Raw genomic sequence first — 11,964 nt, 5'->3', positions numbered from 1 at the left:
CATCGCCGAAGCGAGGAGAGACACTCCGCGATGACGACCCAGGACGAGGCGGTCGACGCCGCGGAGGACAGCGACGGGATTGGTGCACGCATTCGCCTCCTTCGGCAGGAGCGCGGAATGTCGCTGAACGAGCTCGCGCGCGCGGCGGACATCTCGCCCGGCACCCTCAGCCAGATCGAACGCGAGCGGGCCAGCCCGTCGATGCGCACGCTGACCAAGGTGCGGCAGGCGCTCGGGATCGGGATCGCCGCGTTCTTCGGCGCCGAGGAGGAGGAGACGGCGCCGCAGCCGCACTTCATCCGCCGCGGTTCGGACCGGACGGTGCGCGACCTCGGCCCCAGGCGGATGGTCAAGGAGCTCGTCACGCCGACGGGGTCGGCCAAGCTGTCCATCTTCGTCCTCGCCATCCCGCCCGGCGGCGGGACCGGGGAGGAGACCTACCGCTATCCGGGCGAGAAGGCTGGCGTGGTGCTGGACGGGGAGGTCGTGCTGGAGGTCGATGGCACCAGCGCGCGGCTGAAGAGCGGCGACGGCTTCTGCTTCGACGCCAACGACGAGCATCGCCTGCGCAACGTGTCGAGCGAGCCGGCCCGCGTGCTGTGGGTGACTGCGCCGGAGGCCTCGCGCGACGCGATCTGATCGCCGCGGCGCCTTGCCGGCGCGGCCCCGACCGCCGCCATCCCTCGCCACGAACAGCAAGCCCTCTTCCGGCGACCGGCCGGTGCGGGCGTGCCGTCCGTCCCGTGCCCGACCGGCGCGGCCGCCCCGCCTCTCGCCGGCGCTAGGAGGCGGTCCATGTTGCGTTATACGATCCGCCGCCTCATCGGCGCGCTGCCGACCCTGCTGCTCGCCAGCATGCTGGTCTTCCTGATGTCGCACCTCGCCCCCGGCGACCCGGCGAGCCAGATCCTCGGCAGCTACGCGACGCCGGCCGAGCTCGAGCAGGCCCGCCAGGAGATGGGCCTCAACGACCCGCTTCCGGTGCAGTACGTCCGCTGGCTCGCCAAGGCCGCCACCGGCGATCTCGGCACCTCCATCAACTGGAACATGCCGGTCTCGGACATGATCCTGGAACGGCTGCCCCGCACGGCGGGCCTCGCGGTGCTGGCCCTCGCCTTCTCCATCCTGATGGGCGTCCCCCTCGGCATCCTCGCCGGCGTGAAGCAGAACCGGCCCGCCGACCGGGCGGCGATGGTGGCGAGCCTCCTCGGCCTTTCGGTGCCGGACTTCGTCGTCGGCCTGCTGCTGGTGATCGTCTTCACCGTCAATCTCGGCCTCCTGCCCTCGGTCGGCTACGTCGACTTCGGGACAGATCCCGCGCAGTGGGCGATGCACCTCATCATGCCGGCGTTCGCGCTCGGGTACCTGATGACGGCCGTCACCGCGCGCATGACCCGCGCGTCGATGATCGAGAATCTCGGCCAGGAGTTCGTGCTGTCGGCACGGGCCAAGGGGCTGACGGAGACCCGCGTCGTCGGCCTTCACGTCCTCAAGGCGGCGCTGATCCCGGTCGTGACGGTGGTCGGCATCAACCTCGGCTCGGTCTTCCGGGGGGCGGTGGTCATCGAGTCCATCTTCGCCATCCCCGGCATCGGCGGACTGATGATCGGCGCCATCGACGCGCGCGACTATCCCGTCATCCAGGGCTGCCTGCTGGCGTCGGTGACGATCTACATCGGCATCAACCTGGTGGTCGACCTGACCTACGCCTTGCTCGATCCGCGGATCCGCTACAAATGAGTGTTCTAAGAGTGCCTGCCGTCTTCCCCGCCAGGGTGAACGGCCTGATCCTGTTCGGCGGCGCGATGCTCGGCATCGTCGTGCTGATCGCCCTGCTCGCTCCGGTGCTGCCGTTCGGCGACCCGCTGCGCATCAACCCGCTCCTGCGCAACGCGCCGGTCTCCTGGCAGCACCCGTTCGGGGCGGACAAGCTCGGGCGGGACCTCTTCGCCCGCTTCGCCTACGGCGCGCGCCTGTCGCTGTCGATCTGCGCGATCGTGTCGGTGGTCTGCCTCGTGGTCGGCACCGCGCTCGGGCTCCTTGCCGGCTACTATCGCGGGATCGTCGACACCGTCATCAGCCGCATCGCCGACACGCTGATGGCGTTCCCGTCGATCCTCCTCGCGCTCGGCATCGTGGCGACCTTCGGCGCCTCGATGACCAACGTCATCATCACACTTTCGGTGGTCTACATGCCGCGGGTGCTGCGCGTGGCGCGGGCGCCGGCGCTCGCCGAATCGCGGCGCGAGTACGTGGAGGCGGCACGTTCCTGCGGGGTGTCGGACCTGCGCATCCTGACGCGCCACGTGCTGCCCAACATCCTCGCCCCGGTCATGGTGCAGGCGACGGTGGTGTTCGCCTACGCGATGGTCGCGGAAGCCGCGCTCGGCTTCCTCGGCGTCGGTGTCCCGCCGCCCGCGCCGTCCTGGGGCAACCTCCTCGCCGAGGGACGCGCCACGCTGATGATCGCCCCGACGCAGACCATCTTCCCCGCCGTCGGCCTCGCCTTCGCGGTTCTCGGCGTGAACCTCCTCGGCGACGGGCTGCGCGACGTCCTCGACCCCCGCATGCGCCGGGCCGGAGATCCGACATGAGCGAGCCTTTGCTTTCGGTCGAGAACCTCACCGTCCACTTCGGCGAGGGCGAGCGCACCGTGCGTGCCGTCGAGGACGTCTCGCTCACCCTCAGACGAGGCGAGGTTCTCGCGGTCGTCGGCGAATCGGGATCGGGCAAGAGCGTCCTGTCCCGCTCGATCCTGCGTCTGGTGCGCGAGCCGCCGGGACGCACCGTCGGGGGGCGGATCGTCTTCGAAGGGCGCGACGTCACGGCCATGAGCCCGGCGGAGCTGCGGGCCCTGCGCGGCGATCAGATCTCGATGATCTTCCAGGAGCCGATGGCCAGCCTCAATCCGGTCTTCACCATCGGCTTCCAGATCGCCGAGGCGCTGCGGTTCCACCGCGGCCTCTCGCGGCGGGCGGCGAAGGCGGCCGCCATCGAGCTTCTGCGCGAGGTCGGCATGCCCGACGCCGAGCGCCGCTTCGACGCCTACCCGAACCAGATCTCCGGCGGAATGTGCCAGCGCGCGATGATCGCCCAGGCGATCGCCTGCCGGCCGAAGCTCCTCATCGCCGATGAACCCACGACGGCGCTCGACGTGACGATCCAGGCGCAGGTCCTCACCCTGCTGCGCCGTCTGCGCGACGAGACCGGGATGGCGGTGATCCTCGTCACCCACAATCTCGGCGTGGTGGCGGAGATGGCCGACCGCGTGGCCGTCATGTACGCCGGCCGGATCGCCGAGGTCGCGGATGCGGATACCTTCTTCCGCCGGCCGCTCCACCCCTACTCGCAGGGACTGATGGCCTCCGTCCCCCGCATCGCCGCCCGGGCGGACACCCTGAGCGCCGTTCCGGGGTCGATCCCGCGGGGCGGCGCGGCCGTCAGGGGCTGCACCTTCGCGCCCCGCTGCGCCCATGCCATGCCGCGATGCGCCGAGACTCCGCCCCTGATGGAGGCGGGCGGCACCCGCGTCGCCTGCTGGCTCCATGCCGACGCGCCGCCGGCGGGCGGTGGCCCGGCGACATCCCCTCTGGAGGCGACGCCATGACCGCCATCGACATCGCCCGCGGCACCGGAGCACCCGCCGGCACGCCGGACACGGCGCCCGCCCCGCTCCTCAGCGTGCGCGGCATCTCCAAGCGCTTCGACCTCGACGACGCATTGCTGCCGTGGGTGAAGGGCCGCGCGGTCCAGGCGGTCGACAACGTCTCGTTCGACCTGGCGCCGGGAGAGACGCTCGGCCTCGTCGGCGAGTCGGGGTGTGGAAAGTCGACGCTCGGCCGCCTGATCCTGCGCCTCATCGAGCCGGACGAGGGTGAGGTGACGCTCGCGGGCGAGGCGGTCACCGGCGCGAGCCGCGCGCGGCTCAAGGCGCTGCGGCGCTCCATGCAGATCGTCTTCCAGAACCCGTTCGGTTCCCTGAACGCCCGCATGAGCGTCGGGGAGGCGATCACCGAGCCGCTGCGCGCGTTCGGGGTCGCCGGTCCGCGCAAGCGCAAGGAGGAGGCGCGGCGTCTGCTGTCGCTGGTCGGCCTCGATCCGGACCACGCCGACCGCTTCCCGCACGAGTTCTCCGGCGGACAGCGCCAGCGCATCGCCATCGCCCGCGCGATCGCGCTCGAACCTCCGCTCGTCGTCTGCGACGAGGCGGTCTCGGCGCTCGACGTCTCCGTCCAGGCGCAGGTCCTCAACCTCCTGAAGGACCTCAAGACCCGCCTCGGGATGGCCTACCTCTTCATCTCGCACGACCTCGCAGTGGTGCGGCACGTCTCGGACCGGGTGGCGGTGATGTACCTCGGCAGCATCGTCGAGATCGCCGATGCGGACGCCCTCTTCGCCTCCCCGAAGCATCCCTACACCGTGGCGCTCCTGGCCTCGGTACCGGCCGAGACGCCTCAGGAGCGCAAGGAGAGGGCGCCGCTCGAGGGGCAGGTGCCGAGCCCGATCGACCTTCCCGCCGGGTGCCGGTTCGCCGGCCGCTGCCCGAAGGTGATGCCCCGCTGCCACACCGAGCGCCCGCCGCTCGCCGAGGTCGCGCCGGGCCAGAGGGTCGCCTGCCACCTCTACGAGGGGGCGGGCGGCACCGCCCCCTGAGACTCCGAGGCCAGCCGCTGAGGCGCGCGTCGCGCCTCAGCGGCCCATCAGCGCCAGCGGCGCGGACGTGATCCACGGCACGTAGGTGACGAGCATCAGGCACGCGAGGATGACCGCCACCAGCGGCAGGAGGTGGCGGATCATGCGTTCCAGCCCGATGTTCGCGACCGCGCAGGCCGCGAACAGGTTCACCCCGAACGGCGGCGTGATCATCCCCAGCGCGAGGTTGGTGATCATGATGAGGCCGAAGTGCACCGGGTCGATGCCGAAGCCGATTGCCACCGGCGCCAGGATCGGCGCGATCACCACGATCGAGGCCGCCGTCTCCACGAACATGCCGACCAGGAACAGGAAGGCGTTGACCGCGAGGAGGAAGGTGATCGGCCCGTCGAACGTCTCGGCGATGAAGGTGCCGATCATCGCCGGGATGCCCGCGCGGGTGATGACGAACGAGAACAGTCCCGCCATCGAGATGATGAACATCACGATCGCCGAGGACAGCGTCGACGCGCGGATCACCCGCAGGAGCCCCATCACCGTCAGCTCGCGGTAGACGAGGAGCGAGACGACGAGCGCGTAGATCACCGCGACGACGGAGGCCTCGGTCGGCGTGAAGATGCCGCCGTAGATCCCGCCGAGGATGACGACAGGCATCAGCAGCGCCAGCAGCGCCCGGTAGAGGCTCCGCCCGAACGGCTTGACCGGCAGGTCGTCGGCCACGCCATGTCCGGTGACGCGGGTCCACACGAGGACGTAGGCCGTCAGCGCCAGCGCGATGAGGACGCCCGGGCCGAGGCCCGCCACGAAGAGGTCGCCCACGGGCGCCGCCGCCGAGACGCCGTAGAGGATCATCGGGATCGACGGCGGAATGAGGACGCCGAGCTCGGCCGATGTCGCCTGCAGCGAGGCGGCGAAGCCGATCGGGTAGTTCTGCCGCGTCATCGCCGGGATGAGGATCGCGCCGATCGCGAACGTGGTGGCGACCGAGGAGCCGGAGACCGCGGCGAAGATCATGCACACCATGATGCACGAGATCGGCAGCCCGCCGCGCACGTTCCGCAACAGGCTGTCGACGAGGTCGACCAGGCGCGAGGAGATCCCGCCCGCCGCCATGATGTTGCCGGCGAGGATGAAGAAGGGGATCGCCGCGAGCGGGAACTTGTCGAGCGCGATGAACGCCTGCTGCGGCACCACGATGAGCGGAAGGTTGGTGAAGAAGGTCGTGCCGATGACGCCGGCGAGGCCGATGGCGACCGCCACCGGCACCGCGATCAGCATCAGCCCGACCATGGCGATGATCATTGTCGCGAGCATGGAGGGCCTTTCAGCTCGATGCGTCCGGCGCGGCCTGGTCCGGCGGCGGGTCGATGACGTGGCCGACGAGCGCCAGGATGGAGAGCGCCGCCCCGGTCGGCAGCGCGGCGTAGACGTAGGAGGCCGGGACGCCGAGGCCGGCGATGGTCTGGAAGCGCACGCGCCAGACGATGGCGATGCCCTGCCACAGGATCACCCACAGGAGGATCAGGATGGCCCCTGCCCCCGCGAGGCGCAGCGCGGTGCGGGCCGCTCCCTGCGTCGCCTTCTTCAAGACGTCGACCGAGATGAGAGTCCCCGTCCGCATCGCCCCGCACAGGGTGAGGTAGGTCATCCAGATCAGCGCGCTCTGCACGAACGGCTCCGACCAGGAGGCCGGGCGGAACAGGACGAACCGCGCCAGCACCTGGTAGAAGCCGACGCCCACCGCGGCGACGAGGCACACGCAGCCGAGCGCCACCGCGGTCCACGTCACGACGCGCTCGATGCCGAGCGCGCCGCGACGGATATGCGCCAGGGCGCCGCTCATTCGACGCCGCGGATCTCGGCGATGCGGTCCGCGCCGAACTCTTCGGCGAAGCTGTCGAACACGGGGCCGAGGCTCTCCTGGAAGGAGGCCTTGTCGACGTCGTCGACGACGGTCATGCCCTGCGAGCGCAGCGTGTCCAGCCCGCTCGCGATCGCCTTCTCGACCTCGGCGCGGTTGCGCTCCATGGCGTGGACGGCGGCCTCCTTGAAGATCGCCTTGTCCTCGTCGGAGAGCTGGTCCCAGACCATCGGCGAGATCAGGACGACGAGCGGCGTGAAGGCGTGGTCGGTGAGGCTGACGTACTTCTGCACCTCGCCGAAGCGGTTGTTGACGATGGCGCCGATCGGGTTCTCCTGACCGTCGACCACGCCCTGCTGCAGTGCGGTGTAGACCTCGGGGATCGCCATCGGCGTCGGCAGCACGCCGAGCGCGTCCCACACCTTGATGTGCATCTCGTTCTGCTGGGTGCGGATCTTGAGGCCCTTCACGTCCTCCACGGTCTTCACTGGCTTCACGCTGTTGGTGAGCTCGCGGAAGCCCATGCCGCCGAACGCGAGACCGACGAGACCCTTGTCCGGCATGTCCTCGAGGATGGCCCCGCCGGTCGGCCCGTCGAGCACCGCCTCGGCGTGGTCGAAGTCGCGGAACAGGAAGGGGATGTCGAAGATCTTCAGCTCCGGCACGAAGTTGGCGACGATGGACGTCGACGACACCGTCATGTCGACGGTGCCGAGCTGGAGCCCCTCGATGACCTCGCGGTCGCCGCCGAGCGCGCCGCCGCCCTGCAGGCGGATCGCGATCCGGCCGCCGGTCTTGTCCTCGATCTCCTCGGCGAGCTGGCCCATGGCGATGGCCTCGGGGGCCTGCGGGCCGCCGACGAAGCCGAGGTTGAGCGTCATGTCCTGCGCGAGCGCCGCGGTGGCGGGCCCGGCGAGAACGAGCGCCGCGGCTAAGAGTGAACGTGCGATCATGGTGTCTCTCCTCCCTGTCTGGATTATTCTTCGACCGTCCAGTGGTCTCTGACGTACGGCGCGAGGCGGTCGGGCTCGATCGCGAGGCCGAGTCCGGGCCCGTCCGGCACCGGGATGGTCCCGTCCGCATCCGGCTTCGGGTCGATGACCGCCGCGCGGAGCGGGTTGTGGCTGGTGTCGTACTCGAACAGCGGCAGCGGCCTGGCGCCGGGCGGAGTGGCGACGACCGCCGCCACCTGGAGCCCGGCCAGAAAGTTCACCCCGGCGCCCCACACGTGCGGGATGACCGGCACGCCGAACGCGTCGCCGAGCCCGGCGACGCGCATCACCTCGGTGATGCCGCCGGTGAGCGCGATGTCGGGCTGCAGGATCGACAGCGCCCGGGTGGCCGCGGCCTCCCGGAAGGCACCGGCGCCGCAGAAGGATTCGCCGCCCGCGAGCGGCACGGGAAGCCGCGCGGCGATGTCCCGGTAGGCCGGCAGGTCGTCGTGCGGGATCGGCTCCTCGATCCACCGCAGGCCGACGTCCGCCACCTGCGCGGCGAGGGCCAGCGCGTCGTGCACGGTCGACCCCTCGTTCAGGTCGATCATGAGGTCGGCGTCCGGCCCCAGGATGCGCCGGGCGGTGCGGATTGCCCTCTCGTCGGCCGCCAGACCCGCGCCGACGCGCAGCTTGACGGCGCGGAAGCCGTCCGCGGCAAACCCTTCCACCGCGCCCTCTAGCCCGGCGAACCGGTCGGCGCCGGCCGGCATCAGCGGGCCGCTCGCGTAGGCGAGCAGACGGTCGCGCAGCGCTCCGCCGAGGAGGGCGGAAACCGGCATCCCGGCGGCCCGTCCGAACGCGTCCCAGAGGGCGATGTCGATGGCACTGAGGGCCATGTGGGCCTGGCCGCGCCGGTCCGGCACGACGCGGCGCAGCATGTCGGCCTGGACCTTGCGCGGGCGCGTCGCGTCGGCGCCGAGGACCACCGGGGCGAGGACGGAGCGGATGAACGCCGCCGCCGCGGCCGGAAAGGCCCAGGTCTCGCCCCAACCGACGAGTCCGCCCGCCGTGGTGATGCGGATCAGAAGGCTCTGCCGCTCCCGGAACGTCCGCAAGGCGTTGCCCGCCTCCTGCGGCATGTCGCAGGCCAGTGCGAATCCCTCGATCCGCACGATCCGTTCGGCCTCTCCCACGTCGCCTCCTCGATTGAAGTTCGAGGCAGGTTTATTTCATTGGCTTTTTTGTCTCCAATGAGAATATCTGCGCCTTACTCATCAGGATTTTCTATGAATCGAATCACGATCGCGCAGCTCGAGGCGTTCCACTGGACGGCCACGCTGGGCTCCATCGAGCGGGCGGCGAAGAAGCTGAATCTGGCGCAGCCGACCATCTCCTTGCGGCTGAAGGGACTCGAGGAGGCGATCGGCAAACCGTTGTTCGACCGCTCCGGACGCAGCGTGCGCCCGACCCCCGTCGGGCGGGAGCTGATGCCGGAGGCACAGGGCGTCCTCCTAGGCATCGAGCGCATCGCCAAGCACGGCGGCGTCGGCGACGTCGCCGGCCCGATCCGCATCGGCGTCGCGGAGGGGTTCGCGATGGTCTGCCTGTCGCAGATCCTGGAGCGGCTGCAGGTGAACTATCCCCGGCTGCAGCCCGAGCTGGTGGTGGCCACCTCGATGGCGCTCGAGACGGAGCTGCACAAGACCAACCTCGATTTCGCGATCCTCGTCAGCCCCGCGGCGACGCCGGGCTTCACCCTCGTGCCCTTCGGGGCGCAGGCGACGAGCTGGATCGTCTCGACCGACTGGGACCTGCCCCCGCTCGTCCGACCGGCCGACCTTGCCGACCGCCCGGTGATCGCCAACCCGCCGAACACCGCGAGCTACCGGCAGACCATCGCCTGGTTCGCCGCCGCGGGCGCGACGCCATCGCGCCTCGTCATCTGCTCGAGCGTTGCGATGCAGGCGCACATCATCGACACCGGCGCGGCGGCGGGGATCTATCCGGTGAAGATGGCCGAGAGCGCGGCCGCGGCGGGACGGGTGCGGGTCCTGACGACCGACCCGCCGATCCAGGACATCGCGGTCAGCGCCAAGTATGCCGAGGGCACACCCAACCCGGCGGTCGGCGCCGTCCTGGAGTGCGTGCGCGACGTTCTCTCCTCGATGGACTACATGCGCCCGCTGCCCAGCGACTGAAGGCCCGGCCCGGGGCGGCTCGGCGGAGAGGCCGGGTCCGCGGCGTCCGCGGCCTCCGGCGCGTTGGCGCCTTGCCAGATGCCCTCCCGGATCATGTCCTGCACGATCTCGATGATGAGGCGCCCGACCTCCTCGCAGGCGCGGGTGCGCCCGCGCAGCGCCGAGGTCGCCATCGAGATGGAGCGCGTCACGTCCGGTTCGAGCAGGCGGCGGATCGACAGGCGCCCCTCCTGGACCTCCTCGTAGACCGGCCCCGTGGGAAGGATCGAGTAGAGTCCCTCCTTCTCGGTGATCGCCTTCATCACCCCCAGCGAGTCGACCTCGACGACGACGTTGGGGGTGATCCCGACATCGAGCGCCACCCTGTCGATGAGGCGGCGCAGGGCGTGCGTCGGGCCGGGCATGGCGAGGGGCAGGCGCTCCAGCTCCTTGAAGGGCACACCCTCGGGCCGGTCGCCGGCGACATGCGCGGGACCGACCAGGAACAGCGCCTCCGACATGATGGTGTCGAGTTCCACCGCCGGGTTGGGGCGCGGGTCGTAGAGCAGGCTGATGTCGAGCCGGCCCGCCTCGATCCACTCCTGGAGATAGCCCGAGAGGCTCTCGATCACATGGAGCCTCACCCCGGGCAGACGCGCCATCACCGTACGGATCAGAGGTCGCGCCAGGACCGCGTTGGTGGACGTCGGCAACCCGACCACGACGCGTCCGGTGACGAGGCCCTGCGGCCCGCCGACGATCTCGGGCACCATGTCGAACTGCCGCAGGATCGAGCTCGCCTGATGGAACAGCCGCTCGCCATGCTCGGTCGGGCGCACGCCATGCGCGTCGCGGCGCACGAGCAGCACGCCAAGCCCCTCCTCGAGCGCCCGCACATGGCGGCTGAGCGCAGGCTGTGCCACCGACAGGTGGCGCGCGGCCGCCGAGAAGCTCCCGCGTTCGACGACCGCTACGAAGTAGCGCAACTGGCGGATGTCCATCGCTCTCCCGCGCGGCCCGGCGACCCGCGCGGACCGCGCGAGGCGGCCCGCTCCATACCAACCCGGCATCGAGCATAGATCAAATCAGTATTTTCGTTCTAGCGCGAACTTTCGCAGTATTCGCACCGTCGGACCGAAACCGCGCCAAGACGGTGGCTCGACCAATGACAGAACGGCAGGCGATCACCGTCGCCGCAAAGGGAGAAACGCCAATGACTTTTCGCTCGCGCTCATGGACGCGCGTGGCCGCTGGCGCGTGCCTCGTGCTTGGCGCGGCGGTCTCTGCCCACGCGCAGGACGTGCCGTCCTACTATCCCGACGACTATCAGACGATCGTCGACGCCTCCCGCAACGAGGGCCAGCTTCTCATCTATTCGAACATGGCCCAGTACAACTGGGCTCCGGTCATCGAGGGCTTCAACAAGCTCTATCCGTGGATCGAGGTCTCGACCCTGGATCTCGACAGCGACGAGGTCTTCACGCGCTATTATGCGGAGAACAACTCCGGCGCGAAGACCGCGGGTCTGATGGTCAGCGCGACCGTCGACGGGTGGCAGACCTTCATGAAGGGCGACAACGCCCTCGACTACACCTCCGCCGAGGCCGAGCACGTGCCCGACTGGAGCATGCCGGTCGCCAATCTCTACACGGTGTCCACCGACCCGATGGTCATCGTCTACAACAAGCTGACGGTCCCGGAGGCGCAGCGCCCCAAGGGAATCAGCGATCTGGCGCGGATCGTCGAGGAGACCGGCGACGCCATGCGCGGCAAGCTCACCACGTACAACGCCGCGCAGACCTCCTTCGGCTCCGCGATCGACCTCGTCTACCTGCGCGAGCACGGCGAGGAGGGCTGGGCCACCTTCGAGACGATCGGCCCGCTGACGCGCGCCGAGTCGTCCTCCGGGCCGATGCTCGCCAAGCTCGGCGCGGGCGAATACTCGGTCGGCTACTTCATCTCCGGCATCGTCTTCTTCCCCAAGCTGGAGAACGCGACGACCGCGCGCCTGCTCGGATGGAACTTCATCGCCGACGGGACGCCCCTCTTCATGCGCCAGATGGCGATCCCGAAGGGCAGCAGCGCCCCTGCCTCGGCCAAGCTCATGCTGGACTTCATCCTCTCGCAGGACGGCCAGACCGCGTTCGGCATCGGCGGCCTCACGCCGTATCGTGAGGGTGTGAAGAAGGAGGACGTCGCCTTCTACACCTACGACGCGATCCGCGAGGAGATCGGCGAGGAGAACATCCTCCTGATCGACTACGACGAGGGCCTCGTCGCCGACGACGCCTTCCTCGACCAGTGGCGGTCCACCTTCAAGCCGAAGTGAGGTCCGGGC

At 70.0% G+C, this 11,964-nt stretch carries 12 protein-coding genes; 7 read left to right on the top strand and 5 right to left on the bottom strand.

Going from position 1 to position 11,964, the window contains the following annotated elements; genetic code table 11:
- Window positions 1–30: 30 nt before the first annotated feature.
- The 5 genes from DLJ53_RS10670 (at window position 31) to DLJ53_RS10650 (ending at window position 4,653) form a co-directional block, all read left to right on the top strand.
- On the top strand, window positions 31–639 hold the full coding sequence (locus tag DLJ53_RS10670) for a cupin domain-containing protein (RefSeq protein ID WP_111345036.1): 609 nt from the start codon (window positions 31–33) through the stop codon (window positions 637–639).
- A 156-nt stretch (window positions 640–795) separates the two neighbouring features.
- Window positions 796–1,740 (top strand): ABC transporter permease, encoded by a 945-nt coding sequence (locus tag DLJ53_RS10665; protein ID WP_111345035.1) that lies wholly within the window; start codon window positions 796–798, stop codon window positions 1,738–1,740.
- Window positions 1,737–2,594: an ABC transporter permease gene (locus tag DLJ53_RS10660; RefSeq protein ID WP_111345033.1), complete on the top strand. Its 858-nt coding sequence runs from the start codon at window positions 1,737–1,739 to the stop codon at window positions 2,592–2,594. Before DLJ53_RS10665 ends, DLJ53_RS10660 begins: the two co-directional genes overlap by 4 nt.
- Window positions 2,591–3,607: an ABC transporter ATP-binding protein gene (locus DLJ53_RS10655; RefSeq protein WP_111345031.1), complete on the top strand. Its 1,017-nt coding sequence runs from the start codon at window positions 2,591–2,593 to the stop codon at window positions 3,605–3,607. The genes DLJ53_RS10660 and DLJ53_RS10655 overlap by 4 nt, the downstream gene beginning before the upstream one ends.
- Window positions 3,604–4,653, top strand: coding sequence for an ABC transporter ATP-binding protein (locus tag DLJ53_RS10650; protein WP_111345029.1), 1,050 nt, complete (start codon window positions 3,604–3,606; stop codon window positions 4,651–4,653). The genes DLJ53_RS10655 and DLJ53_RS10650 overlap by 4 nt, the downstream gene beginning before the upstream one ends.
- A 36-nt stretch (window positions 4,654–4,689) precedes the next feature.
- On the opposite strand, the gene DLJ53_RS10645 is transcribed toward DLJ53_RS10650, so the two are convergent.
- Genes DLJ53_RS10645 through DLJ53_RS10630 form a run of 4 tightly spaced genes read right to left on the bottom strand, consistent with a single transcriptional unit; the run spans window position 4,690 to window position 8,642 of the window.
- Window positions 4,690–5,967, bottom strand: a complete 1,278-nt coding sequence (locus DLJ53_RS10645) for a TRAP transporter large permease (protein WP_111345028.1) — start codon at window positions 5,965–5,967, stop codon at window positions 4,690–4,692.
- A gap of 10 nt (window positions 5,968–5,977) precedes the next feature.
- A complete protein-coding gene (locus DLJ53_RS10640) occupies window positions 5,978–6,496 on the bottom strand; it encodes a TRAP transporter small permease (protein ID WP_111345026.1) in 519 nt (172 codons plus the stop codon).
- Entirely contained in the window at window positions 6,493–7,467 is a 975-nt protein-coding gene (locus DLJ53_RS10635) for a DctP family TRAP transporter solute-binding subunit (protein WP_111345024.1), read from the bottom strand. Before DLJ53_RS10635 ends, DLJ53_RS10640 begins: the two co-directional genes overlap by 4 nt.
- Window positions 7,468–7,490: 23 nt before the next feature.
- Complete coding sequence (locus DLJ53_RS10630) at window positions 7,491–8,642, bottom strand: mandelate racemase/muconate lactonizing enzyme family protein (protein ID WP_111345023.1); 1,152 nt, start codon at window positions 8,640–8,642, stop codon at window positions 7,491–7,493.
- Between the two features lie 93 nt (window positions 8,643–8,735).
- Between DLJ53_RS10630 and DLJ53_RS10625 the strand changes: the two genes are divergently transcribed.
- Entirely contained in the window at window positions 8,736–9,647 is a 912-nt protein-coding gene (locus DLJ53_RS10625; protein ID WP_162409083.1) for a LysR family transcriptional regulator, read from the top strand.
- On the opposite strand, the gene DLJ53_RS10620 is transcribed toward DLJ53_RS10625, so the two are convergent.
- Window positions 9,620–10,627 (bottom strand): LysR family transcriptional regulator, encoded by a 1,008-nt coding sequence (locus DLJ53_RS10620; RefSeq protein ID WP_162409081.1) that lies wholly within the window; start codon window positions 10,625–10,627, stop codon window positions 9,620–9,622. The two genes, DLJ53_RS10625 and DLJ53_RS10620, sit on opposite strands and share 28 nt — an antisense overlap.
- A 212-nt stretch (window positions 10,628–10,839) precedes the next feature.
- Between DLJ53_RS10620 and DLJ53_RS10615 the strand changes: the two genes are divergently transcribed.
- On the top strand, window positions 10,840–11,955 hold the full coding sequence (locus tag DLJ53_RS10615; protein WP_162409079.1) for an ABC transporter substrate-binding protein: 1,116 nt from the start codon (window positions 10,840–10,842) through the stop codon (window positions 11,953–11,955).
- Window positions 11,956–11,964 lie beyond the last annotated feature (9 nt).

It is taken from the genome of Acuticoccus sediminis, from assembly GCF_003258595.1.
Classification (GTDB): domain Bacteria; phylum Pseudomonadota; class Alphaproteobacteria; order Rhizobiales; family Amorphaceae; genus Acuticoccus; species Acuticoccus sediminis.
The sequence above is the reverse complement of the archived record's forward strand: the minus strand, read 5'-3'. Positions and strand labels throughout refer to the sequence as shown.

Coding starts and splice junctions, on each gene's coding strand:
- DLJ53_RS10670 (WP_111345036.1), top strand. CDS start 31: ATGACGACCCAGGACGAGGCGGTCGACGCCGCGGAGGACAGCGACGGG.
- DLJ53_RS10665 (WP_111345035.1), top strand. CDS start 796: ATGTTGCGTTATACGATCCGCCGCCTCATCGGCGCGCTGCCGACCCTG.
- DLJ53_RS10660 (WP_111345033.1), top strand. CDS start 1,737: ATGAGTGTTCTAAGAGTGCCTGCCGTCTTCCCCGCCAGGGTGAACGGC.
- DLJ53_RS10655 (WP_111345031.1), top strand. CDS start 2,591: ATGAGCGAGCCTTTGCTTTCGGTCGAGAACCTCACCGTCCACTTCGGC.
- DLJ53_RS10650 (WP_111345029.1), top strand. CDS start 3,604: ATGACCGCCATCGACATCGCCCGCGGCACCGGAGCACCCGCCGGCACG.
- DLJ53_RS10645 (WP_111345028.1), bottom strand. CDS start 5,967: ATGCTCGCGACAATGATCATCGCCATGGTCGGGCTGATGCTGATCGCG.
- DLJ53_RS10640 (WP_111345026.1), bottom strand. CDS start 6,496: ATGAGCGGCGCCCTGGCGCATATCCGTCGCGGCGCGCTCGGCATCGAG.
- DLJ53_RS10635 (WP_111345024.1), bottom strand. CDS start 7,467: ATGATCGCACGTTCACTCTTAGCCGCGGCGCTCGTTCTCGCCGGGCCC.
- DLJ53_RS10625 (WP_162409083.1), top strand. CDS start 8,736: ATGAATCGAATCACGATCGCGCAGCTCGAGGCGTTCCACTGGACGGCC.
- DLJ53_RS10620 (WP_162409081.1), bottom strand. CDS start 10,627: ATGGACATCCGCCAGTTGCGCTACTTCGTAGCGGTCGTCGAACGCGGG.
- DLJ53_RS10615 (WP_162409079.1), top strand. CDS start 10,840: ATGACTTTTCGCTCGCGCTCATGGACGCGCGTGGCCGCTGGCGCGTGC.